Here is a 22570-nt window from a genome sequence, read left to right as displayed (position 1 = left end):
GCGCTCGTGTATGACTACGACCTGTTGGTGCTGGGCTCCGGACCGAGTGGACAGAAGGCGGCGATCGCCGCGGCGAAGCTGGGTCGCCGCGTCGCGATCGTGGACCGCCGCGACATGCTCGGCGGGGTGTGCATCAACACCGGCACCGTGCCCTCCAAGACGCTGCGCGAGGCGGTGCTCTACCTGACCGGGCTGAGCCAGCGCGACCTCTACGGCAGCAGCTACCGGGTCAAGGAGGACATCACCGTCGCCGACCTGGCCGCCCGCACCCAGCACGTGATCAGCCGGCAGACCGACGTCATCCGCAACCAGCTGGCCCGCAACAAGGTCTCGCTGATCACCGGCACCGGCCGGTTCGCCGACGCCCACTCCGTCTGGGTGGACGCCGGCTCCGGCCGGGAGACCCGGGTCAGCTTCGACAAGGCGGTCGTCGCCGCCGGCACCCGCCCCGCCCGCCCGGACAGCGTCGACTTCGACGACCGGACGATCGTCGACTCCGACGGCGTGATCAACCTCCAGGCCGTCCCGCGCAGCATGGTCGTCGTCGGCGCCGGGGTGATCGGTATGGAGTACGCGTCCCTGTTCGCCGCGCTCGGCACCAAGGTGACGGTGGTCGAGCGCCGCCCGCGGATGCTCGACTTCTGCGACGAGGAGATCGTCGAATCCCTGAAGTACCACCTGCGGGATCTGTCGGTGACCTTCCGCTTCGGCGAGGAGGTGGCCGCCGTGGAGAAGCACCGCAGCGCCGCGCTCTGCGTCCTGCGCAGCGGCAAGAAGATCGTCGCGGACACGGTGATGTACTCCGCCGGGCGGCAGGGGCAGACCGACGACCTCGCGCTGGAGGCGGCCGGGCTCGCCGCCGACCACCGGGGCCGGATCACCGTCGACGCCGACTACCGCACCGCTGTCGACAACATCTACGCGGTCGGCGACGTGATCGGCTTCCCCGCGCTGGCGTCCACCTCGATGGAACAGGGCCGGCTGGCCGCCCAGCACGCCTGCGGGGAACCGGCACGCGGCATGTCCGGCCTGCAACCGATCGGTATCTACACCATTCCGGAGATCAGCTTCGTCGGAAAGACCGAGGAGGAGCTGACCGAGGCGTCGGTCCCGTTCGAGGTGGGCATCGCCCGCTACCGGGAGCTGGCCCGGGGGCAGATCGTCGGCGACTCGTACGGGATGCTGAAACTGCTGGTCTCGCCCGGGGACGGCCGACTGCTCGGGGTGCACGTGTTCGGCACCGGCGCCACCGAGATCGTCCACATCGGGCAGGCGGTGATGGGATGCGGCGGCACAGTCGACTACCTGCTCGACGCGGTATTCAACTACCCGACCCTCGCGGAGGCGTACAAGGTGGCCGCCCTCGACGCCGCCAACAAGATCCGCAACATCACCCGGATCGACACCTGACCCACCTCACCCACCCCTCCCCTCGTTGATCTTGCACTTTCGGCCCGACCCACGCCCTTTATGCCAGCTATGCCCGGGCAACAAGCGCAAGATCGACGGGGAGAGGGGGCGGGGTGGAGCGTGGGTCAGCGGCCGGTGGCGTAGCCCTGGGCGCCTCGGGGGTTGGCTCCCGCGGAGAGGACTCCGGTGTGCGGGTCGCGGGTCACGGCGCACATGCGGCCCAGGCTCCACGGGTCGGACAGACGGACGGTGTGGCCCCTCGCGCGCAGGCCCGCCAGCACGTCGGCGTCGAACCGGTCCTCCAGCACCAGCGCGCCCGGCTCGACCTCGCGCGGATAGAACGACGCCGGGAGGCTCGTCGTGTGCCACGTCGGGGCGTCGATCGCCTCCTGCAACTCCTGCCCGCCGGCCAGGTGCCGCAGCAGGAACAGCAACTGCCACTGGTCCTGCTGGTCGCCGCCGGGCGTGCCGCACGCCAGCACCGGCTCGCCGTCGCGGAGCACGAGCGTCGGGCTGAGCGTGGTACGCGGACGCCGGCCCGGCCGCAGCGTCGAGGCGAGCCCCTCCTCCAGCCAGCACATCTGCAACCGGCTGCCGAGCGGGAAGCCCAGCTCCGGGACGGCGGGTGAACTCTGCAGCCAGCCGCCGCTCGGGGTGGCCGAGATGATGTTGCCCCAGCGGTCCACCACGTCGACGTGGCAGGTGTCGCCCCGGGTCACGCCGTCGGACCGTACCGTGGGTTCGCCGGTGCTCGGATCCTGCGGGACGGCCCCGCGATGCACCTCGGCGAACAGGTGGGACGGCAGCCGGGCCGGTTCACCCGCCGGGCTGCCGGGGCGCAGCGACGCGTCGGCCCGGTCGCCGACCAGCGCGGCCCGCGAACGGGCGTACCCGGCCGACAGCAGCGCGGAGCCCGGCACGCCGGTGTCGCCGTACCACGCCTCGCGGTCGGCGAACGCGAGCTTCAGCGCCTCGGCCTGCGCGTGGATGCCCTCCACGCTCGACGGGTCGTATACCGCCGGGTCGTCGAGCGCGTCCAGCATCGACAGGGTCTGGAGCAGCACCGGTCCCTGGCCCCAGAAGCCGGTCTTGGCGACCGTGTGCCCGTGCCAGTCCAGCGTGACCGGTTCCTCCCAGGTGGCCGACCATCCGGCCAGGTCGTCGCCGGTGACCAGCCCGGCGTGGGCGTGCCCGCTGGAGTCGCGGAACGGCAGCCGGCTGAACGCGTCGATCGCCTCCGCCACGAACCCCTCCCGCCAGGCGAGCCGGGCCGCCTCGATCTGCACCTCGCGGTCCGTACCGGCGGCCCGACCCGCGTCGAGGAGGCGGCGCAGCGTGTCCGCGTACGCCGGGTTGGTGACCATCTCCCCCGGCGCGGGTGGGCGGCCGTCGCGGAGCCAGAGGCGGGCGGAGGTCGGCCAGTGGTCGCTGAACAGCGACCGGACCCGCGCGACGGTCTGCCCGGCGGCGCCGACGAGCGGGTGGCCGGCGGCGGCGTAGCCGATCGCCGGTTCCAGCACCTCGGCGAGTGGGCGGGTGCCGTGGTCGCGCAGCAGCAACAGCCAGGCGTCGACAGCGCCCGGCACCACGGCGGCGAGCGGACCGGCGCCGGGCACGAGGTCCAGGCCGAGTGACCGGAAGTGCGCCACAGTGGCGGCGGCCGGCGCCGGCCCCTGGCCGCAGAGCACCCGCGGCGTGGGGTCGGTCGCGGTGGCGAGAATCGCGGGCACCTCGCCGGCCGGGCCGTTGAGGTGCGGCTCCACGACGTGCAGCACGAACCCGGCGGCCACCGCGGCGTCGAAGGCGTTGCCGCCGCGTTCCAGCACGCCCATCGCGGACTGGCTGGCCAGCCAGTGGGTGGAGGAGACCATGCCGAACGTGCCGCGCAGCGTCGGCCGGGTGGTGAACGTCATCGGCGGTGAGCCTACGCGGTGCCCGCGACGTCGGCACGGTTCGTCGCGCCGGCGTCATCCCCCTCGCCGCCGTCGAGCGGGAACAGGCACGCCGCGTGGTGGCCGGGGGCCACCTCGGCCGGCGCCGGGTCGGTCTCGGCACACGCGGGGCGGGCCTGGGGGCATCGGGTACGGAAGCGGCAGCCGCTCGGCGGGTCCACCGGGCTGGGGATGTCACCGGTGAGCACGATCCGGCGGCGCTGCCGCTCGACCCGCGGATCGGCCACCGGCACCGCCGACAGCAGCGCCGCCGTGTAGGGGTGCGCCGGGCGCCGGTAGATCCGTTCCGGTGGGCCGGTCTCGACGATGCGGCCCAGGTACATCACCGCGATCCGGTCGCTCATGTGCTCGACGGCGGCCAGGTCGTGCGCGATGAACAGGTACGTCAGCCCGAGGTCGCGTTGCAGGTGCCGGAGCAGGTTCATGATCTGCGCCTGGACACTCAGGTCGAGCGAGGCGATGGGCTCGTCCAGGACGATCAGGTCCGGCTCACCGGCCAGCGCGTGGGCCACGCCGACGCGCTGGCGCTGACCGCCGGACAGCTCGTGCGGATAGCGCCCGGCCGTGTCGGCACGCAGGCCGACCAGGTCCAGCAGCTCCGCGACCCGGGCCCGCCGGGCGCCGGCGGACGTGGCGAGCCGGTGCACGATCAGCGGCTCGGCGATGCTGTCGCCGACCGTCCGGCGGGGATCCAGCGACGCCTGCGGATCCTGGAAGACCATCGCCACGTGGCGGCGCGTCGCGCGCAGGCGGCGGCGCGACCAGCGCGTCACGTCCTCGCCCGCCACCCGGACCCGCCCGGCGGTCGGGTCGACCAGCCGCAGCAACGCCAGACCGGCTGTGGACTTGCCGCTGCCCGACTCGCCCACCAGCCCGAGCGTCTCGCCCCGGCGTACGGCCAGGCTGACGCCGTCCACCGCGCGGACCGTTCCGGCCGGCGTCGGGAAGTGCACCTTCAGGTCGTCCAGCTCGGCGACCACGTCCGGGGTGTCGGCGCTCATCCGGCCTCTCCACGGTAGAAGGTACGGACCGTGTGCCCGTCGCCGACCGGCGTCAGCGGGGGCAGTTCGTGCTCGCAGCGGGGATCGGCGCGCACCGGGCAGCGCGGCCAGAACGCGCAGCCGGGCGGCAGGTCCAGCGGGCTCGGCGGCGAACCGGGGATGGCCACCAGGTCCTCGCCGCGCCGCGACGGGTCCGGCCGGGCCGCCAGCAGCGCCCGGGTGTACGGATGCGTCGGCGTGTCGAACACCGCGTCGACCGGCCCCTGCTCGACGATCCGCCCTCCGTACATGACCGCGACGGTGTCGGCGATGCCGGCGACCACGCCCAGGTCGTGGGTGACCCAGACGACGGCGGTGCCCAGCCGCGCCTGGAGGTCGGCGATCAGTTCGATGATCTGCGCCTGCGTGGTGACGTCCAGCGCGGTGGTCGGCTCGTCGGCGATCAGCAGGTCCGGCTCGCAGGCCAGCGCCATGGCGATGGCGACGCGCTGGCGCATGCCGCCGGAGAACTGGTGCGGGTACGCGTCGACGCGGCCCGCGGCCGACGGGATGCCCACCAGCTCCAGCAGCTCCACCGCCCGGTCGCGGGCGGCACGGCGGGTCAGGCCGAGGTGCTCCTCGGCCGCCTCGGTGACCTGCCGGCCCACCGGCAGCACCGGGTTGAGCGAGGTCATCGGATCCTGGAAGACGAACCCGACATGCCGGCCGCGCAGCCTACGGCGGCGGTCCTCGGGCAACGCGGTCAGCTCGTCGTCGAGCAGCCGCACCCGGCCGGTGACCGTGGCGGCGCGCGGGGCGAGGCCGGTGGCGGCGAGCAGGGTCATGCTCTTGCCGCTGCCGGACTCGCCGACCAGGGCGAACGTCTCCCCCGGCCGTACCTGCCAGGACACCCCGGCCACCGCTCGGACCGGGCCGTTGCGGGTGCCGACGGTGACGGTGAGGTCGTCCACGGACAGCACTGTCGACTCGCTCATGCGGTGCTGGCTCGGCATGCGCTCGTGGCCCTCGCTTCGCTCGGTGCGCTCGCTCATGCGGTGCTCCTGCGTGCCTCGCCGAGGGTGAGCTGGCGTGGGTCGAGTACGTCGCGCAGCGCGTCGCCGACCAGGTTGAACGCCAGCACGGTGAGGAAGATCGCCGCGCCCGGGAACACGCCCAGCCACCACGCGTCGGTGACGAAACCGCGCCCGTCGAACAGCATCCGGCCCCAAGCCGGCGCGGGCGGCTGGATGCCGAGGCCGAGGAAGGACAACGCGGCCTCGGAGAGGATCGCGAACGCCAGCGACAGCGACGTCTGCACGATCAGCGGCGCGGCGATGTTCGGCAGCACGTGCCGGCGCATGATGCGCAGGTCGGACGCGCCGATGGACACGGCGGCCCGGACGAACACCTGCTCGCGTACCGACAGCACGCCGGCGCGGGTGATCCGGGCGAAGATGGGCGTGTAGACCACGCCGATGGCGACCATGGCGGTGAGCAGGCCGGGGCCGAGCACCGCCACGATGGCCACCGCCAGCAGCAGCACGGGGAACGCGAACAGCACGTCCATGCAGCGCATGAGCACGCTGTCCAGCCAGCCCCGGTAGTAGCCGGCGAGCAGCCCGAGCGTCACGCCCGCGACGAGCGCGATGCCGACGCTGACGGCGCCGACCTGGAGCGACACGCGGGCGGCGACGAGCACCCGGCTGAGCACGTCGCGGCCCAGCTCGTCGGTGCCGAACGGGTGCGCGCCGCTGGGTGGGCGCAGCATCTGGTCCACGTCGACGTCGTTGACCCCGGCCGGTGCCAGCCACGGGCCGGCCACGCCCACCACGACCAGCAGCGCCAGCACGATCGTGCCGCCGACGGCGAGCGGGTCGCGGCGCAGCGCGGCCAGGACGCGGCGTCCGGTGCTCTCGGTCGTGGCGCTCACTTGACCGTGATCCTCGGGTCGAGGCGGGCGTAGAGGATGTCCACCAGCAGGTTGACCAGCAGGAACAGGGCCGCGACGAGCAGCACCGCGCCCTGCAGGACCGGATAGTCGCGGGCCTGCACGGCGTCGAAGGTGAGCCGGCCGATGCCGGGCCAGGCGAACAGCACCTCGATGACGATGACGCCGCCGAGCAGGCTGGCGAGTTGCACCGCGACCACGGTGACGACCGGGATGAGCGCGTTGCGCAGCACGTGCCGCAGGATCACCACCCGGTTGCGCAGCCCTTTCGCCTCGGCGGTCCGCACGTAGTCGGCGGAGAGCACCTCCAGCACGGAGGAGCGGATGAACCGGGTGAGGATCGACGCGGTGACCAGGCCGACGGTCACCGCCGGCAGCGCCACGTGGGTGGCCCACCGGCCGGGGTCGTCGGTGAGCGCCACGTAGCCCGACGGCGGCAGCCAGCCGAGCACCCCGGCGAACAGCAGGATGCCCATGATGCCCATCCAGAAGTCCGGCACCGAGACGCCGAACTGGCTGAACACGCGGGCCGCGTGGTCGACGGCGGAACCGCTGCGGACCGCCGCGACGATGCCCAGCGGGAACGCGACGAGCAGCGCGAACACCACGGCGGTGACGGCCAGCGACAGCGTGGCGGGCAGCCGTTCCAGCACGATCGCGCTCACCGGCTGGCCGGTGCGGAAGCTGACCCCCAGGTCACCGGTGAGCGCGTGCCCGAGGTAGCTGGCGTACTGCACCGGCAGCGGCTGGTCGAGGCCGGCGCGCTCGCGCAGCGCGTCGTACGTCTGCGGGTCGAACCGGGTGCCCAGCGCCACCCGGACCGGGTCACCAGGCACCAGCTGCAGCAGCAGGAACACCACCAGGGTCACGCCGACCAGCACGACCGCCGACTGGAGGACCCGCCGCAGGACGAAGCGGGCCATCACTTCGCCAGGGCGACCGACCGGAACCGGATCGCCCGGTCGGTACGCACCTCGTAGCCGGACACCTTCTTCGACCAGCCCTGCACGACGTCCGGGTTGTAGAGGTAGAGATAGCTGGCGTCGTCGACGATCTGCTTCGCCGCCTGCTCGTACGCCTGCTTGCGGGCGCCCTGGTCGGTCTGGGTGCGCGCGTCGTCCAGCAGCTTGTCCACCGCCGGGTTCTTGTACTTGTGGAAGTTGAACGTGCCGCTGCTGTGGTGCTGGGCGTAGTAGAACTCGTCCGGGTCGATGTTGCCGAGCCAGCCCAGCATGAACCCGTCGAAGTTGCCCTTGGCCTGCTCGTCGAGCCACTGGGCGAAGTCCAGCGTACGGATCTTGACGGTGATGCCGACGTCCTTGAGCTGCGCGGCGATGACCTGCGCGGCGGTGACCGTCTCCGGGTACTCGCTGGTGACCATCAGGTCCATGGTCAGCTCGCCGACGCCGGCCTGGCCGAGCATCTGCTTCGCCCTGCCCGGGTCGTGGCTGTAGGGCGCGTAGTCGTAGTAGAACGCGCTGGCCTTCGGGATGGCGGTCTGGTTGACGGTGGCCAGCCCGAACTTCGCCGCCTTGGTGATCGCCTCGCGGTCCAGCGCGTACCCGATCGCGCGCCGCACCTCGGGGTTGTCGAACGGCTTGCGGGCCTGGTTGAGCGCCACGTACCAGTAGTCGGTGGAGGCCGCCGACCGCACCACCGGGTCGTCGCCGCCCTGCAACGACTTCACCTGCTGGGGCGGCAGGTTGTCGGTCCACTGGACCTGGCCGCTGCGCAGGTTCTGCAACGCCACCGTCGGATCCTTGACGAAGGTGAACGTGACGCCGTCCAGCTTGGGCTTCTCGCCCCAGTAGGAGTCGTTGCGCACCAGCTTGATGCTGTCGCCGGAGGTGTAGCCGGCCACCTTGAACGGGCCGCTGCCGACCGGTGCGGTCTTCACCGCGCCGGACTCCACGTTGGACTTCTCCACGATCGCCACGCCCTTGAACCCGCCCAGGTTCGCCAGCAGGTTCGGCGTGGGCGCGCTCAGCGTCACCACCACCGTGGCCGGGTCGGGACCGGTGACCGACTTGACGGTGGCGAACTTGTACGCGTTGTTCAGCTTCTCCTTGATGATCCGCTCGTACGAGTAGACGACGTCCTCCGAGGTCAGCGGCGACCCGTCGGAGAACGTGACGCCCTCGCGCAGCGTGAACGTCCAGGTGAGCTGGTCGTCGCTGGTGGTCCACTTCGTCGCCAGCGACGGCACCATCTTCAGGTCCGCGTCCGGCTCGACGAGCGTGTCGTAGACGTTCTCCAGCACCTGGAAGCTGTAGTACGCCGAGGTCTTGTGCGGGTCGAGCTGGTCCGGCTCGCCGCCGATCGCGGCGTTGAGGACCCCACCGGCGGCGCCGGCGTTCCCCCCGCCACCGACGTCGACCGCCTCGCCTCCGGTGCATCCGGACAGGACGCCGACGGTCAGTGTGAGTGCGGCGCCGAGCACACCGAGCTTTTTCCTGGACACAGGCCCCCCTAGCCACTTCCCGGACAAATGAAAGTTTCGGCGAGTCTTCTCTCCGAGCCGGATGATGTCAAACGAATCCAGCCAAATTGACTTGTCAACGAGTGCTTGCCGGTGGGGAGTGAACGATGGTTCAATCCGGGCCCGACCTGATCCGCCACCTGCGCTGGGAGTTGCCGCCGTGACCACACACGAGGTCGTCAACCAGGTTCCGCCGATGGTCGGCCACGACACCGCCGACGACCCGGCGCTGTGCGACGGCGTGGCCCGCGAGGGCGCCGGCTGGGCGCTGCCCGGGCTGCACGAACTGGGCCGGCTCGCCGGTGGCGAAGAGGCCGCCGAGCACGGGCGGCTCGCCAACGAGCACCCGCCGGTGCTGCGCACCCACGACCGGTACGGCCACCGGATCGACGAGGTGGAGTTCCACCCGTCCTGGCACGAGCTGATGCGTACCGCCGTCGGGCACGGCCTGCACGCGGCGCCGTGGGCCGACGACCGGACGGGCGCGCACGTGGCCCGGGCCGCCGGCTTCTACCTGTGGCGGCCCGACGCCGGGCACGGCTGCCCGATCTCGATGACCTACGCGGCGGTGCCCGCGCTGCGGCACAGCCCGGACCTGGCCGCCCGCTACGAGCCGCTGCTCACCACCCGCGAGTACGACTTCGGGCTGCGCCCGGCGCAGGCCAAGCGCGGCCTGCTCGCCGGCATGTCGATGACCGAGAAGCAGGGCGGCTCGGACGTCCGCGCCAACACCACGACGGCCCGGCCGGAGCCGGACGGCAGCTACCGGCTCGTCGGCCACAAGTGGTTCACCTCGGCGCCCATGTGCGACCTGTTCCTCACCCTCGCCCAGGCGCCCGGCGGCCTCACCTGCTTCCTGGTCCCCCGGGTGCTGCCCGACGGCACCCGCAACCCGATGCGGCTGATGCGCCTCAAGGACAAGCTGGGCAACCGCTCCAACGCCTCCGCCGAGATCGAGTACGAGCACGCGGTGGCGTGGCGCGTCGGCGACGAGGGGCGGGGTGTCCGCACCATCATCGACATGGTCAACCTGACCCGGCTCGACTGCGTGATCGGCGCGGCGGCCGGGATGCGCCACGGTGTGACCACCGCCGTGCACCACGCCACGCACCGGCGGGCGTTCGGCGGCTACCTGGCCGACCAGCCGCTGATGCGCAACGTGCTGGCCGACCTGGCCGTCGAGTCCGAGGCCGCCACCGTGCTGATGATGCGGCTGGCCGGGGCGACCGACCGGTCGGCGCGCGGCGACGAGGGCGAGACCGCGTTCAAGCGCCTCGCCCTGGCCGTCGGCAAGTACTGGGTGTGCAAGCGCTGGCCCGGGCACGCCGCCGAGGCCCTGGAGTGCCTGGGCGGCAACGGCTACGTGGAGGAGTCCGGCATGCCGCGGCTGTTCCGCGAGTCGCCGCTGAACTCGATCTGGGAGGGCTCCGGCAACGTCGCCGCGCTGGACGTGCTGCGCGCGCTCACCCGGGAACCGCAGGTGCTCGCCGCGTACGAGGCGGAGGTGGCCGCCGCGGCCGGCGCGGACGCCCGGCTCGACGCCGCGGTGCGCCGGGTGCGCGACGAGCTGGCCGACCACACCGACCTGGAGCTGCGGGCCCGCCGGGTGGTCGAGCGGCTGGCGCTGGTGCTCCAGGGCGCACTGCTGGTGCGCCACGGCCACCCGGCGGTCGCCGACGCGTTCTGCGCGTCCCGGCTCGACGGCGACCACGGGCAGGCGTACGGGACGCTGCCGGGCGGGCTGGACCTGGCCGCGATCATCGACCGCGCCACTCCCAAGATCGGCTGAGGCTGTGGTGATCCGGCTCGTCTCGGCCCACCTGTATCCGGTCAAGTCACTCGGCGGCGTCGGCGTGGACCGGGCCGACGTCCAGCCGTGGGGCCTGCGTCACGACCGCCGCTGGCTGGTGCTGCGCCCGGACGGCGGCAAACTGACGTCGAGTGCCCTGCCGGCGCTGCTCGGCCTGACCGCCGCGCCCGGCCCCGGGTCGATCACGCTCACCGCCCGCGACGGGTCGTCGCTGACAGTCGCCGAGCCGGCCGACGGGCCGCCCGCCCCGACCGACGTGTCCCGGCTGGACACGGTCCGGCTCGCCGCCGACGAGGCCCACGACTGGCTCTCCGCACGGCTGGGCCGTCCGGTGCGGCTGGCGTGGCTGGACGACCCGCGCCGCCGGCCGATGTCGGCCGAGCACGGCGGCGGACCCGGTGATCCGCTGAACCTGTCCGACGCCGGGCCGCTGCTGGTGGCCACGGCGCCGTCGCTGCGGCGGCTGCGGGACTGGATCGTCGAGGGCGCGCGGGAACGCGGCGAGCCCGCGCCGGAGCCGCTGGCGATGGCCCGGTTCCGGCCGACTGTGGTGCTGGACGGGCCGGTCGAACCGTTCGCCGAGGACGGCTGGAGCCGGGTACGCATCGGCGCCGTCGACTTCCGGGTGTCCGAACGCTGCGACCGCTGCTCGGTGACGCTCATCGACCCGGAGACGCTCGCGACCGGGAAGGAGCCGATCCGCACGCTGGCCCGCCACCGGCGCCACGACGGGAAGACCTGGTTCGGCATCCGGCTCGTGCCGCTGACCACGGGCGAGATCCGGGTCGGCGACGAGTGCCACGCGACGTGACCGCCCCTCCCGGCGCACGGCCGGTCCGGGTGCGGTGGAGCAGATCGTCGCACATGCGCGGCCCGCAGGCCGTCGCGGTGGCGGCCGGGTACGTGGTGGCCCACGAACGCGGCACGCGCCTGGTCGGGCTGGACGCCGCGACCGGCGAGGTGCGCTGGGACGTACCGCTGGGCACCTGGCCCCGGGCGGTGGTGGTGGCGGGCGAGCGGTGCTGGGCCCTGCCGCAGGACCGGGACGAGGTGGACTGCCTCGACCTGCGCACCGGAGCGCTGGTGTGGCGCGCGCCGGTGCCGCCGTACACCGGCCACCTCGTGGTGGCCGGGGACACCGTGCTGGTCGGCGGCTGGCGCGGGTACACCGCGCTGCGGGCGCTGCACCGGGAGACCGGGACGCTCCGGTGGGCCGCCGCCGCGCGGATGGCCACGGTACGGCCCGTGGCGGCCGGTGGCGTCGTCCTGGTGAGCGCTCCGGGCGCGTCCGAGCTGCGGATGCTCGACTCCGACGGTGGCGCCGAGGTGCGCCGCCTCGCCCTGCCCGAGCCGCTGGCGGACAGCGACGACCGGCCCGCCCTCGTCGCCGTCGACGACGACCACGTGCTGTTCCGGTGCGGCCCACGCACGATCCGGCGGGTCCACGCCGGTTCCGGCGACGGCGAGGAGTTCTTCCGCGCGGCGGCCGACCTCACCCCGGACGCGCCCTCCGTCACCGGCACCCTCGCCTGGGTACGCGACAGCCGGGGCGGCCTGACCGCCGTCGACCTGACCACCGGCGGTGTCCGCCGGCGCGTCGGTCCGGGCGACCCGCCGGCGGCCGGCGTGGCCCCGGCCGGCGACTGTCACCTGGTGGCGCGACAGTCCGGCATCCTCCTGCGCGTGGACGACGACGGCGTCCACGAGAGGGTCACCGCGCTACGTCGGATCGACTCCCTGCACGCCCTCGACCCGGACACCGTGTTGCTCGCCGGGGCGGGTGGACTGCGCGCGGTCAGCCCGCACTGACCGGCCGGGACCGCCACTCGTCGGCCAGGACCGCGTAGACGAGCTGGTCGGCCCAGCCGTCCCGGAACCGGTAGCTGCGCAGGTGCCGCGCCTCCCGCCGCATCCCGAGCCGGGCCATCATGCGGGCCGACGGCTCGTTGTCCGCGTGGCACCGGGCGATCACCCGATGCAGCCCGAACTCGCCGAAACCCCAGTCCAGCAGCGCCCCGGCCGCCTCCGTGGCCAGTCCCCGGCCGCCGTGGCCGGGGTGGAACACGTACCCCAGTTCGGCGGTGCGGTCCGCCGCGCTGCGCCACACCAGCTCGACCGCGCCGATCACCCGCGCGTCGCTGACCACGGCGAGCGTCAGGCAGTCGCCCTCCGCGCGCAGCGCGTCCTCGCGGGCCATCGCGGTCACCGACGACAGGGACTCCGCCCGGGTACGCGGCGCGGCGCCGGCCATCCAGCGGACCACGTCCGGGCGGCGCTGCCAGGCGTGCACGTCGTCGAGGTCGCCGAGCGTGACCGGGCGCAGCAGCAGCCGGGGCGTGCGCAGCGGGTACGCCGGGTGGGCCATCGGGCGATGGTAGGCCGAGCCTAGGGTGGGCCGCATGGTCGTTTCCGCCGACGACGGCAACCCGCTCACCCAGCTCACGCTCGACCGGCTCCGGCAGCGCACCAGCGTGAAGTGGCGGCTGTACCCGCCGGACGTCCTGCCGCTGTGGGTGGCCGAGCAGGACGTACCGCTCGCGCCGCCGGTGGCCGAGGCGCTGCGCCGGGCCGTCGAGCTGGGCGACACCGGCTACGCGTACGGCACCGGGTACGCCGAGGCGGTCGGCGGGTTCGCGGCCCAGCGGTGGGACTGGGCCGACTTCCCGGTCGGCCGCACCACGCTGGTGCCGGACGTGATGATGGGTACCGTCGAGGTGCTGCGCCTGGTCACCGGCCCGGGCGACGCGGTGGTGGTCACTCCCCCGGTCTATCCGCCGTTCTACGCGTTCGTCACGCACGCCGACCGGCAGGTGATCGAGGCGCCGCTCGGCGCGGACCTGCGGCTCGACCCGGCCGCACTGGAGGAGGCGTTCCGCCGGGCCCGCGCGATCGGTGACCGGCCGGCGTTCCTGCTGTGCAACCCGCACAACCCGACCGGTGTGGTGCACCGGCCCGGCGAGCTGGCCACAGTCGCCGAGCTGGCCGCCCGGCACGGCGTACGGGTGATCGCCGACGAGATCCACTCGCCGCTGGCGCTGCCCGGCGCGCGGTTCACCCCGTACCTGACGGTGCCCGGCGCGGAGAACGCGTTCGCGCTGGTGTCGGCGTCGAAGGCGTGGAACCTGGCCGGGCTCAAGGCGGCGCTGGCGGTCGCCGGGCCGGACGCGGCGGACGACCTGGCCCGGATGCCGGAGGAGGTCAGCCACGGCCCCAGCCACTTCGGGGTGCTCGCGCACACCGCCGCGTTCCGGGCGGGTGGGCCGTGGCTGGACCGGCTGCTCGACGGCCTGGACGCGAACCGGGCGCTGCTCGGGTCGCTGCTGGCCGAGCACCTGCCCACCGTGTCGTGGCGGCCGCCCGAGGGCACGTACCTGGCCTGGCTGGACTGCCGGGGCCTCGGCGTGCCCACCGAGGCGGGTGACGGGCCGGGGGTGGCGAGCGACCTGGCCGGCCCGGCGCGGATGTTCCTCGACCGGGCGCGGGTGGCGCTCAGCTCCGGGCACGTCTTCGGAGCGGGCGGGGCCGGTTTCGTGCGGCTCAACTTCGCCACCTCCCCCGCCGTGCTCACCGAGGCGGTCACCCGGATGGGCCGCGCCGTGCCCGCCTGACCGGCCGCTCACCGGGCGGCGACGCGTACCCGCTGGTTGTCGCCCTCGGACAGGAACGACGCCAGCGCACAGCCCTCGGCGCCGCGGTGATCGCGCGCAGCGGCGTGACCACGACGACGCCGCGTCGACCGTCCGGTTCGCGGCGACCCCGGCCGGCTCAGGTGGTGGTCTGCCCGTCGATGCTCTCGCGCAGGATGTCGGCGTGCCCGGCGTGCTGCGTGGTCTCGGCGATGACGTGGATCAGCACCCGCCGGATGCTGCGGACCGAGCCCGGTTCGTTCCACGGCGCGTCCGGCACCGGCCAGGTCGCCGACAGGTCCTCGACGGCGGCGACGATCTCCTCGGTACGGGCGGCGACGCGGGCGTACCGGTCCAGGATGGCCGGCAGCGTGTCCTCGGGCAGCATCTGGAAGTCCCGCTCCCGGTCGACCGCCCACTGCGGCAGCTCGCGGGCCTGGCCGGACATGAAGTCCGACCAGGTGACGCCCTCGGGCAGGGCGAAGGACATCGCCGACGGGCCCTCGACCACGAACCGCAGCCAGCTCTCCTCGGTGGACGCGACGTGTTTGATCAGGCCGCCCAGGCAGAGCGCGCTGACGGTCGGCTTCTGCCCGGCCTGCTCGTCGGTGAGGCCGCGCACCGTGTTGGTCAGCATGTTCCGCGCGTCGGCGAGCTCGGCCAGCAGGTCGGCCCGCTCGGCGTCGAGGGTGGCAGGGGTCGTGGTGGTGCCGGTCATCGTCATCGGTTCCTTCCGGTCCTTTTCGGGTACGGGTCCACCCTCGCAGCCGTAGCGGTCAGGGCGTGTCCTCTTCTCGCGGCAGAATGCGTGTCGTGCCGAAGACTTCCGCCCGACTGCTCTCGCTGCTGTCCCTGTTACAGGCGCGACGGGACTGGCCCGGCGCACTGCTGGCCGAACGGCTGCGGGTCAGCCCGCGTACCGTGCGCCGCGACGTCGACCGGCTGCGCGAACTGGGCTATCCGATCGAGAGCGCCAAGGGCCCGGACGGCGGCTACCGGCTGGGCGCCGGCTCGGCGCTGCCGCCGCTGCTCTTCGACGACGAGCAGGCCGTGGCGCTCACCGTGGCGTTGCAGACCGCCGCGAGCGGCGTGACCGGCATCGAGGAGGCGGCGGCACGGGCGCTGACCACGGTCCGGCAGGTGATGCCGGCTCGGCTGCGGCACCGGGTGGACGCGCTGCGGGTGGTCGACGTGCAGCGCGCCGGCACGCCGGCCCGGCACCGGGTGGAACCGGCGCTGCTGATGACGCTGAGCGCCGCCGTGCACGCCCGCGAGGAACTGCGCTTCGGCTACGAGCCGGTGTCGACGGCGCCGCCGGTCCCGGACCGGCCGCCGCGCCGGGTGCAACCGCATCACCTGGTCACCTGGGGTGGGCGCTGGTACCTCGTCGCCTGGGATCTCGACCGCGACGACTGGCGCACGTTCCGGGTCGACCGGATCAGCCCGCGTACGCCCACCGGCCCCCGGTTCACGCCCCGCGAGCTGCCCGGCGGGGACGTGGCCGCGTACGTCGCCGGCCGGTTCAAGGGCGCCACCGGGCCGGGCGACTGGCCCTGCCGGGGCGAGGTGATCCTCGACCTGCCCGCCCGTGTGGTGTCCGGGTGGACCCGCGACGGGATCGTCGAGGAACTGGGCCCCGACCGGTGCCGGCTCGTTCTGGGCGCCTGGTCGTGGCCCGGGCTCGCTGCCGTGCTCGGCCGCTACGACGCCGACATCGAGGTGGTCGGGCCGCCGGAGCTGCGGGAGGCGTTCGCCCGCCTGGCCCGCCGCTATGCCGCCGCCGCGGAGGCCCGGCGCCACGGTTAGCCGGGTGGACGTGGGCGATCGCCGCTAGCTGTGCGGGCGGGCCCGGTTGGTGGCCCGCCACGAGGGCCAGCCCTCCGGCCACGTGTCGGGCCAGTCGTCGCCGCCCTGACCGGGACCGGCGAGCGCGCCGTACCGCGGGCCGACCACGTCCCGCGCCAGGTGCTCGGCGATGTCGGCGACATCGGCTGCGGACAGGCGTACCCAGCCGTAGAACCGGGTGCCCAGGGCCCGGTCCACCAGCGTGGTGCTCCGCTCCTCCGGCAGGCCGGCGGCGGTCAGCAGCCAGGTGAGGACCCGGTCGCACCAGCCCTGCCACCCGTCGTCGTCCTCGACCCAGGCCACCGTCGCGGTCAGCAGCTCGGTGATCGCCGCCTCCCAGGCCGCGACGGTGTCGCCCGGCCCGGCCGCGGCACGCAGCGACGGCAGCAGGCGGCCGAACCGGTCGGCTGTCCCCTCCAGCCAGCGCCGCCACCGCGTCAGCTCCTGGGCGACCAGGACCAACGTCTCCTCGGGGCTGGTGACGACCGGCGCCCAGCGATCCCACGTCACGTGCGGAGCCATCCCCCAGCCGAAGGCCCACGGGCCGTACTCGCGCACCAAGGCCTCGGCCATCGCCGTGTTCCACTCCAGCGACTGCTGGCAGGCCCGCCGGTACGCGTCCCAGGCCACCGGATCGCCGGGCCGCAGGGACGGGAAGGCGGGCGCGGCGGGTGGCACCGGGGGCGCCAGGCGCCGTACCACGTCCACCGCGACGGCCGGGTCGTACGGGTGGGCGGCGGGATCGACCTGCGCCCAGCGGTTCAGCCGGACCACACTCGTCATCACCGTCACTCTAGGACGATCCACGCCTTCGGCGCCGCCCCGATCCTGGGCGGCGCCTGTCAGTCGGTGGGCAGGAGCGGGCGCATGAAGGTGCGCTCGTACCGCAGGACACAGCCCGACTCCTCGCGGATCCGGTCGGCGGCGACGAACTCCGGGTCCACTCCGAACCGGGACCGGTACTGCTCGTATGCCGCCAGGCTCTCGAAGCTGAACAGCGCCTCGGCCCGGTCGCTGGCGCCCTCGGCGGGCAGGAAGTAGCCGTGGTGCACGCCGCCGTGCCGTGCCACCAGCCGCATCCAGGTGCGGGCGAAACGCTCGAACGCGTCGAGCTGTGCGGGGTCGATCGTGTAGTGCACGACGCAGGTGATCACGCGGCCACGATAGCGACGGTCACCGGGGTCGGCCGGGCCGGCGTACCGGCCCGGTGGTGGAGCAGCGGCGAGCCGCAGCAGTTCCGGCGCGGCCGGCACGACGGCGTGGTCGCCGACGACCACCCGGCGCAGCAGCCGGGTCCAGGGTGTCGGCGGGCTCGGACACGGTGTTCCTCCGGACGAGCGGGGCGCGGCGGGTCGGACCGCGACGTCGAGGATCGTGGGCGGCCTCCCATGGTCCGCTCCGCGGATTTCCTACCCAGACAGGAGGATTACAAGATCTTCCCGGGCTCCGGCTCACCCGCGGCACGGTCGGCGACCACCACCGAGATGCCGTCGAGCACCCGCTGGAGACCGAACTCGAAGGCGTGGTCCGGCCCGTACGCCCCACCGTGCGCCATGCCGGCGGCGGTGCCGACCCGCGCGGCGAGCGGGAAGCTGCCGGCGGTCATGAACTTCTCCAGCCAGGGCCCGTGCGTCTGCCACCACTGGTCGTCTGTCATCCCGGTCTCACGTTCCAGCTCGGCCACGTCCAGCGCGACCCGGGCCGCGTTCTTGGCGTGTCCCAGCACGAGCGTGAGCACCGCGTCCATCTCCACGTCGTCGAGCCCGATGTCCGCTACCGCGTGCAGTTCGTAGTCGTACTTGGCGAGCACGTTCGGGCCGAGCACGGGCCGGGTCGTCTCGGCGCGCAGCAGCCACGGGTGGGCCCGGTAGAGCGCGAGGTTGTCCCGCGCGATGCGTTCCAGCCGGCCCCGCCAGCCACCCGGCACGTCGGACGGGCGCGGCAGGTCACCGAGGACGGCGTCCACCATGACGTCGAGCAGTTCCGCCTTGCCCGGCACGTACGTGTAGACGGACATCGTGCCCACGCCGAGCGCCTCGCCGACCCGGCGCATGGTGAGCGCGTCGATGCCCTCGGCGTCGGCGATCTCGATGGCGGTACGCACGATCCGGTCGACGCTGAGACCGGGGCCGGCGCCGCGGCTGGCCGGCTCCCGGGTACGCCAGAGAAGGGCCAGGCTGCGGGCGGGATCGGCCTTGCGCCGGCGCTCCTTCGACATGGTGCCGTCATCCTACCGGCCACGCCGCTCACCAGCGGTCGGCGGGACACCGGAAAAGGGGAGCCCGAGAATTGTTCGGGCAAAAAGAATGGCGGGTTCTCCCGCCATTACCAACATATAGCGCACCCCCGGTCTTGCCGCAAGACCGGGGTGACGGCGCACAATTGCCGGCCGTAACCCATTGCCGAGCCATTCACAGAAGCCGCGAAGAGCGGAGGCTCGGCCGTGCCCGTGATCGGAGAAGAGTTGAATCTGCCTGCCACGAGCGTTTTCGATCTTCCCGAGCGTCTGTCGGCGAAGGCCGGCCCGGACCTGATCGCCGCCGACGAGCGGCACTTCGCCGCCATCGCGGACAGCCTGCGCCGTTCGATCGCCGAGTTGACCGACCGGCTCGACGCGACGCGCCGGGCCGCGGGCGGCCGGGGCCGGCAGGCGGTCGACCGGGACCAGGAGGTCCGGCGGTTGAGCGCGCGCCTGCGTACGCTGCGCCGTTACGGCCTGGACCTGTGCCTGGGCCGGATGGTCGGTGCGGACGGCGCGGCCCCGGTGTACGTGGGCCGGCTCGGCCTGACCGACGGCGCGGGCGGCCGGCTGCTGCTGGACTGGCGCTCCCCCGCCGCCGAGCCGTTCTTCGGGGCGACCCACGCCGACCCGATGGGCCTGGTCAGCCGCCGCCGGTACCGGTGGGGCGGAGGCCGGATCACCGACTACTGGGACGAGGTGTTCACTCCCGACGGGCTGGCCGGGCACGCCGCGCTGGACGACCAGTCGGCGTTCATCGCCAGCCTGGGCGCGACCCGGTCGGCGCGCATGCGCGACGTGCTGGGCACCATCCAGGCCGACCAGGACGCGATCATCCGGGCCGGGTCGCGGGGCGCGCTGGTGGTCGACGGCGGTCCCGGCACCGGCAAGACGGTGGTGGCGCTGCACCGCACCGCGTACCTGCTGCACGCCGACCCGCGCCTGGGCGAGCGCCGCGGCGGGGTGCTGGTGGTCGGGCCGCACCAGCCGTACCTCAACTACGTGTCCGACGTGCTGCCCAGCCTGGGCGAGGAGGACGTGCAGATCTGCACGCTCGCCGACCTGGTACCCGAGGGCGCGGCGGCGGCGCCGGAGACCGACCCGGAGGTGGCACGGCTGAAGGCGTCCGGGGAGCTGGTGCGCGCGGTCGACGCCGCGGTCCGGTTCTACGAGGAGCCACCCGCCGCCGGGATGACGGTCGGGGTCGGGGACGGCGAGTTGCGGCTGACCGCCGGCGACTGGGCGACGGCGTTCGAGGCGGCCGGGCCGGGCGTCCCGCACAACGAGGCCCGCGACGACGTGTGGGAGGAACTGCTCACGGTCCTGGTGGAGAAGTACCGCGGCGACGAGCCGGAGGAGGCGGTCCGCCGGGAGCTGGGGCGCGACCGGGAACTGCTCACCGCGTTCGGCCGGGCGTGGCCGCTGCTGGACCCGCTCGACGTGGTGGCCGACCTGTGGTCGGTGCCGGCCTATCTGCGCCGGTGCGCCCCGTGGCTGAGCGTCGAGGAGATCCGTACGCTGCGGCGGGCCGACGCCCGGGCCTGGACGGTGGCGGACCTGCCGTGGCTGGACGCGGCCCGGCGGCGGGTCGGCGATCCGGAGGCGTCGCTGCGGCGGCGCCGCGACGAGGCGGTGCTCGCCGCGCAGCGCGCCGAGATGGACACGGTGGTCGACGCGCTGATCGCGTCGCACGCCTACGACGACGGCGAGGGTCTGATGACCATGCTGTACGGCGAGGACATGCGCACCAGCCTGGTCGACTCCAGCGCGTTGAGCGCGACCGATCCGGACCTGCTGGCCGGGCCGTTCGCGCACGTCGTGGTGGACGAGGCGCAGGAGCTGACCGACGCCCAGTGGCAGATGCTGCTGGCGCGCTGCCCGTCGCGCAGCTTCACGGTGGTCGGCGACCGGGCGCAGGCGCGGCACGGGTTCACCGAGTCGTGGCCGCAGCGGCTGGCACGGGCCGGGTTCGACCGGGTCGAGGTGGCGACGCTGACCGTCAACTACCGCACTCCGGCGCAGGTGATGGCGGCGGCCGAACCGGTGATCCGGGCCGTGCTCCCGGATGCCAACGTGCCGACGTCCGTCCGCGACGGCGCCCCGGTGCGGTACGGCGCCCGCGCCGAGCTGCGCGCGGTGGTGGACGGCTGGCTCGCCGCCCACGCCGAGGGCGTCGCGTGCGTCATCGGCGATCCGGCGTTCCCGGCCTGCGACCGGGTCCGGTCGCTGAGCCCGGTGCTGGCCAAGGGGCTGGAGTTCGACCTGGTGGTGCTCGTCGACCCGGAGTCGTTCGGCGACGGGATCTCCGGTGCGGTGGACCGGTACGTCGCGATGACCAGGGCAACCGGCGAGCTGGTCGTGCTCACCGGGCGGTGACCGGTGCCCGGGGGCGGCGCACAACCCGCCCCCGAGCACCGGTTCAGCTGCTCAGCGCCCGGTAGCGGTGCAGCGACAGCGGCAGGAACACCGCGACCAGCACCAGCGGCCAGAGCACCGCCAGCAGCGGGTGATGCGCGGCCACCCACGAGTCGCCGCCCCAGCCGGGGTTGCCGAACAGCTCCCGGGTGGCCCCGACGGTCGCGGACAGCGGGTTCCACTCGGCGACCGCGCCCAGCCACGCGGGCATGGTGGACGGCGCCACGAACGCGCTGGACAGGAAGCCGAGCGGGAACTCCAGCGTCTGCACGGCGGTGACCGCGCTCTGCCCCTTCACGGTCAGGCCGAGGAAGACGCCCACCCAGACCAGCGCGAACCGCAGCAGCAGGATCAGCCCGAGCGCGGCCGCCGTGTCTCCGACGTCGCCGCGCGCCCGCCACCCGACGGCCAGGCCGACGAGCAGCATCACGGCGAGCGTCACCACCGCGAACATCAGGTCGGCCACAGCGCGGCCGAGCAGCGGGGCCAGCCGCGACACCGGCATGGACCGCAGCCGGTCGGTGACGCCGCGGTCCAGGTCCGCCGAGACCGCCATGGTCGTCATGCTGATGCCGAAGACCATGGTCATGGCGAACATGCCGGGCATCAGGAACTCGCGGTAGCTGCCGCCGCCGGGCACCTGGAGCGCGCCGCCGAACAGGTACGCGAACATCAGCACCATCAGGATGTCGAAGCCCAGCGAGCCGATCAGCGGGCCGGGCTCGCGCCGCCAGTGCGCCAGCGCACGCCCGGTCAGCGTCAGGCCGTCGCCGGCCAGCGACGGGCGCCGTGCGGGGGTCACGGTCGCGGTCACGCGGTCACCCCCACATCGGTACGGACTACGGACGGCGCGCCGGTGAGCTGGAGGAACACCTCGTCCAGTGTGGGCCGGCGCAACGCCACGTCGGCCACGCCCACGCCGTCGGCGTCGAGCGCGCGCAGCACCTCGGTCAGCGCTCCGGCCCGGTCACCGACCTGGGCGCTGACCGCCCTCCGGTCCGGATCGACGGCCGGTTCGGCGCGGGCGACGGCACGCAGCCGCCCGGCGGCGGTGGCCAGGTCGGCGGCGTCGTGGACGACCAGTTCGATCCGGTCGCCGCCGAGGCGGGACTTGAGCGCGTCAGGGGTGCCCTCGGCGATCACCCGCCCGGCGTCGAGCACGCAGACGCGGTCGGCGAGCTGGTCGGCCTCGTCCAGGTACTGCGTGGTGAGCAGCACAGTGGTGCCGCCGCGGACCAGGTCCCGTACCGCCTCCCACACCTCGTTGCGCCCGCGCGGGTCCAGCGCCGTGGTCGGTTCGTCGAGGAACAGCACCGAGGGCGCGAGGATCATCCCGGCGGCCAGGTCGAGGCGGCGGCGCATGCCACCGGAGTACGTGCGCACCGGCCGCCCGCCGGCGTCGGCGAGCCCGAACCGGTCGAGCAGTTCGCCGGCGCGCCGCCTCGCCCCGGCCCGGTCCAGGTGGAACAGGCGGCCGAAGATGACCAGGTTCTCCCGGCCGCTCAGTGCCTCGTCCACGGCCGGGTGCTGCCCGACCAGGCCGATCCGGTGGCGCACCCGGTCGGCCTGCTGCGCCACGTCGAAGCCGGCGACCTCGGCCCGCCCGGCGTCGAAGCGCAGCAGCGTGGCGAGGATGCGGACGGCTGTGGTCTTGCCGGCGCCGTTCGGGCCGAGCAGGCCGCACACCGTGCCCGGCCGCACCGCCAGGTCGAAGCCGTCCAGCGCGGATGTGTCCCCGTACCGCTTGCGCAGGCCCTCCGCGAGGATCGCGTGTTCCACGTCTGTGCCCCCTCCGTCGACGAAGGCACTAACGTACAACGTACGGTAGGGCGTCCGCCAGCGGATTCCGGGGCGGTGGCCCGGGCG

General features: G+C 73.9%; 20 protein-coding genes. 7 read left to right on the top strand and 13 right to left on the bottom strand.

All coding sequences use genetic code 11. The annotated features are described in order from the left end of the window. Positions 1–6: 6 nt before the first annotated feature. A complete protein-coding gene (gene sthA / locus KSK32_RS27025; protein ID WP_216933751.1) occupies positions 7–1410 on the top strand; it encodes a Si-specific NAD(P)(+) transhydrogenase in 1404 nt (467 codons plus the stop codon). 125 nt (positions 1411–1535) lie between these two features. On the opposite strand, the gene KSK32_RS27020 is transcribed toward sthA, so the two are convergent. The 6 genes from KSK32_RS27020 to KSK32_RS26995 are packed head-to-tail and all read right to left on the bottom strand — an operon-like array spanning position 1536 to position 8751. Continuing rightward, entirely contained in the window at positions 1536–3323 is a 1788-nt protein-coding gene (locus KSK32_RS27020; RefSeq protein ID WP_216933749.1) for a gamma-glutamyltransferase family protein, read from the bottom strand. Between the two features lie 11 nt (positions 3324–3334). Next, positions 3335–4363, bottom strand: coding sequence for an ABC transporter ATP-binding protein (locus tag KSK32_RS27015; protein WP_216933747.1), 1029 nt, complete (start codon positions 4361–4363; stop codon positions 3335–3337). After that, positions 4360–5337 carry an ABC transporter ATP-binding protein gene (locus tag KSK32_RS27010; protein WP_216936385.1) on the bottom strand — a complete coding sequence of 326 codons (978 nt, stop codon included), beginning with the start codon at positions 5335–5337 and terminating at the stop codon, positions 4360–4362. The genes KSK32_RS27015 and KSK32_RS27010 overlap by 4 nt, the downstream gene beginning before the upstream one ends. A 53-nt stretch (positions 5338–5390) precedes the next feature. Further along, positions 5391–6272 (bottom strand): ABC transporter permease, encoded by an 882-nt coding sequence (locus tag KSK32_RS27005; protein ID WP_216933745.1) that lies wholly within the window; start codon positions 6270–6272, stop codon positions 5391–5393. Beyond that, positions 6269–7213, bottom strand: a complete 945-nt coding sequence (locus KSK32_RS27000) for an ABC transporter permease (protein ID WP_026267646.1) — start codon at positions 7211–7213, stop codon at positions 6269–6271. The genes KSK32_RS27005 and KSK32_RS27000 overlap by 4 nt, the downstream gene beginning before the upstream one ends. Further along, positions 7213–8751 (bottom strand): ABC transporter substrate-binding protein, encoded by a 1539-nt coding sequence (locus KSK32_RS26995; protein ID WP_216933743.1) that lies wholly within the window; start codon positions 8749–8751, stop codon positions 7213–7215. Before KSK32_RS26995 ends, KSK32_RS27000 begins: the two co-directional genes overlap by 1 nt. 178 nt (positions 8752–8929) lie before the next feature. On the opposite strand from KSK32_RS26995, the gene KSK32_RS26990 reads away from it, so the two are divergent. From KSK32_RS26990 to KSK32_RS26980, 3 genes are read left to right on the top strand one after another with little or no spacing between them, the layout of a single operon-like run. Continuing rightward, positions 8930–10558, top strand: a complete 1629-nt coding sequence (locus KSK32_RS26990; RefSeq protein WP_216933741.1) for an isovaleryl-CoA dehydrogenase — start codon at positions 8930–8932, stop codon at positions 10556–10558. A 4-nt stretch (positions 10559–10562) separates the two neighbouring features. Continuing rightward, positions 10563–11390, top strand: coding sequence for an MOSC domain-containing protein (locus tag KSK32_RS34670; RefSeq protein WP_308163731.1), 828 nt, complete (start codon positions 10563–10565; stop codon positions 11388–11390). After that, positions 11375–12388: a PQQ-binding-like beta-propeller repeat protein gene (locus tag KSK32_RS26980; RefSeq protein ID WP_308163730.1), complete on the top strand. Its 1014-nt coding sequence runs from the start codon at positions 11375–11377 to the stop codon at positions 12386–12388. Before KSK32_RS34670 ends, KSK32_RS26980 begins: the two co-directional genes overlap by 16 nt. Here the strand turns inward: KSK32_RS26980 and KSK32_RS26975 are convergent. Beyond that, positions 12375–12944 (bottom strand): GNAT family N-acetyltransferase, encoded by a 570-nt coding sequence (locus tag KSK32_RS26975; RefSeq protein ID WP_216933738.1) that lies wholly within the window; start codon positions 12942–12944, stop codon positions 12375–12377. The two genes, KSK32_RS26980 and KSK32_RS26975, sit on opposite strands and share 14 nt — an antisense overlap. A gap of 34 nt (positions 12945–12978) precedes the next feature. Here KSK32_RS26975 and KSK32_RS26970 point away from each other — a divergent pair, with 34 nt between their 5' ends. After that, a complete protein-coding gene (locus KSK32_RS26970; RefSeq protein WP_216933735.1) occupies positions 12979–14187 on the top strand; it encodes a MalY/PatB family protein in 1209 nt (402 codons plus the stop codon). Between the two features lie 157 nt (positions 14188–14344). Here KSK32_RS26970 and KSK32_RS26965 read toward each other — a convergent pair whose 3' ends face one another. Beyond that, positions 14345–14923: a DinB family protein gene (locus KSK32_RS26965; protein ID WP_216933733.1), complete on the bottom strand. Its 579-nt coding sequence runs from the start codon at positions 14921–14923 to the stop codon at positions 14345–14347. 86 nt (positions 14924–15009) lie between these two features. On the opposite strand from KSK32_RS26965, the gene KSK32_RS26960 reads away from it, so the two are divergent. Continuing rightward, a complete protein-coding gene (locus tag KSK32_RS26960; protein ID WP_216933731.1) occupies positions 15010–16011 on the top strand; it encodes a YafY family protein in 1002 nt (333 codons plus the stop codon). A gap of 24 nt (positions 16012–16035) precedes the next feature. Here the strand turns inward: KSK32_RS26960 and KSK32_RS26955 are convergent, their stop codons facing one another. From KSK32_RS26955 to KSK32_RS26940, 3 genes are all read right to left on the bottom strand, one after another. After that, positions 16036–16833: a hypothetical protein gene (locus KSK32_RS26955; RefSeq protein WP_216933729.1), complete on the bottom strand. Its 798-nt coding sequence runs from the start codon at positions 16831–16833 to the stop codon at positions 16036–16038. Positions 16834–16892: 59 nt separating this feature from the next. After that, positions 16893–17327, bottom strand: coding sequence for an NIPSNAP family protein (locus tag KSK32_RS34260; RefSeq protein WP_289256406.1), 435 nt, complete (start codon positions 17325–17327; stop codon positions 16893–16895). Positions 17328–17476: 149 nt separating this feature from the next. After that, complete coding sequence (locus KSK32_RS26940; RefSeq protein WP_216933728.1) at positions 17477–18268, bottom strand: TetR/AcrR family transcriptional regulator; 792 nt, start codon at positions 18266–18268, stop codon at positions 17477–17479. Positions 18269–18493: 225 nt separating this feature from the next. On the opposite strand from KSK32_RS26940, the gene helR reads away from it, so the two are divergent. Further along, positions 18494–20665 carry an RNA polymerase recycling motor ATPase HelR gene (gene helR / locus KSK32_RS26935; RefSeq protein WP_216933727.1) on the top strand — a complete coding sequence of 724 codons (2172 nt, stop codon included), beginning with the start codon at positions 18494–18496 and terminating at the stop codon, positions 20663–20665. A gap of 43 nt (positions 20666–20708) precedes the next feature. Here helR and KSK32_RS26930 read toward each other — a convergent pair whose 3' ends face one another. Both KSK32_RS26930 and KSK32_RS26925 read right to left on the bottom strand, forming a co-directional pair. Further along, positions 20709–21518, bottom strand: a complete 810-nt coding sequence (locus KSK32_RS26930; protein WP_216933726.1) for an ABC transporter permease — start codon at positions 21516–21518, stop codon at positions 20709–20711. Beyond that, the gene (locus tag KSK32_RS26925) at positions 21515–22483 is read right to left on the bottom strand and encodes an ATP-binding cassette domain-containing protein (protein WP_216933725.1); all 969 of its coding nucleotides are present in this window, start codon (positions 22481–22483) and stop codon (positions 21515–21517) included. The genes KSK32_RS26930 and KSK32_RS26925 overlap by 4 nt, the downstream gene beginning before the upstream one ends. Between the last annotated feature and the right edge of the window lie 87 nt (positions 22484–22570).

Source organism: Micromonospora sp. WMMB482, assembly GCF_019038635.1.
Lineage (GTDB): Bacteria > Actinomycetota > Actinomycetes > Mycobacteriales > Micromonosporaceae > Micromonospora > Micromonospora marina.
Note: the sequence above shows the minus strand (reverse complement) of the source record. Positions and strands in the feature narration are given on the sequence as shown.

Coding starts and splice junctions, on each gene's coding strand:
- KSK32_RS27010 (WP_216936385.1), bottom strand. CDS start 5,337: ATGAGCGAGTCGACAGTGCTGTCCGTGGACGACCTCACCGTCACCGTC.
- KSK32_RS27020 (WP_216933749.1), bottom strand. CDS start 3,323: ATGACGTTCACCACCCGGCCGACGCTGCGCGGCACGTTCGGCATGGTC.
- KSK32_RS27015 (WP_216933747.1), bottom strand. CDS start 4,363: ATGAGCGCCGACACCCCGGACGTGGTCGCCGAGCTGGACGACCTGAAG.
- KSK32_RS26955 (WP_216933729.1), bottom strand. CDS start 16,833: ATGACGAGTGTGGTCCGGCTGAACCGCTGGGCGCAGGTCGATCCCGCC.
- KSK32_RS26975 (WP_216933738.1), bottom strand. CDS start 12,944: ATGGCCCACCCGGCGTACCCGCTGCGCACGCCCCGGCTGCTGCTGCGC.
- KSK32_RS27000 (WP_026267646.1), bottom strand. CDS start 7,213: ATGGCCCGCTTCGTCCTGCGGCGGGTCCTCCAGTCGGCGGTCGTGCTG.
- KSK32_RS26970 (WP_216933735.1), top strand. CDS start 12,979: ATGGTCGTTTCCGCCGACGACGGCAACCCGCTCACCCAGCTCACGCTC.
- KSK32_RS26965 (WP_216933733.1), bottom strand. CDS start 14,923: ATGACCGGCACCACCACGACCCCTGCCACCCTCGACGCCGAGCGGGCC.
- KSK32_RS26940 (WP_216933728.1), bottom strand. CDS start 18,268: ATGTCGAAGGAGCGCCGGCGCAAGGCCGATCCCGCCCGCAGCCTGGCC.
- KSK32_RS26960 (WP_216933731.1), top strand. CDS start 15,010: ATGCGTGTCGTGCCGAAGACTTCCGCCCGACTGCTCTCGCTGCTGTCC.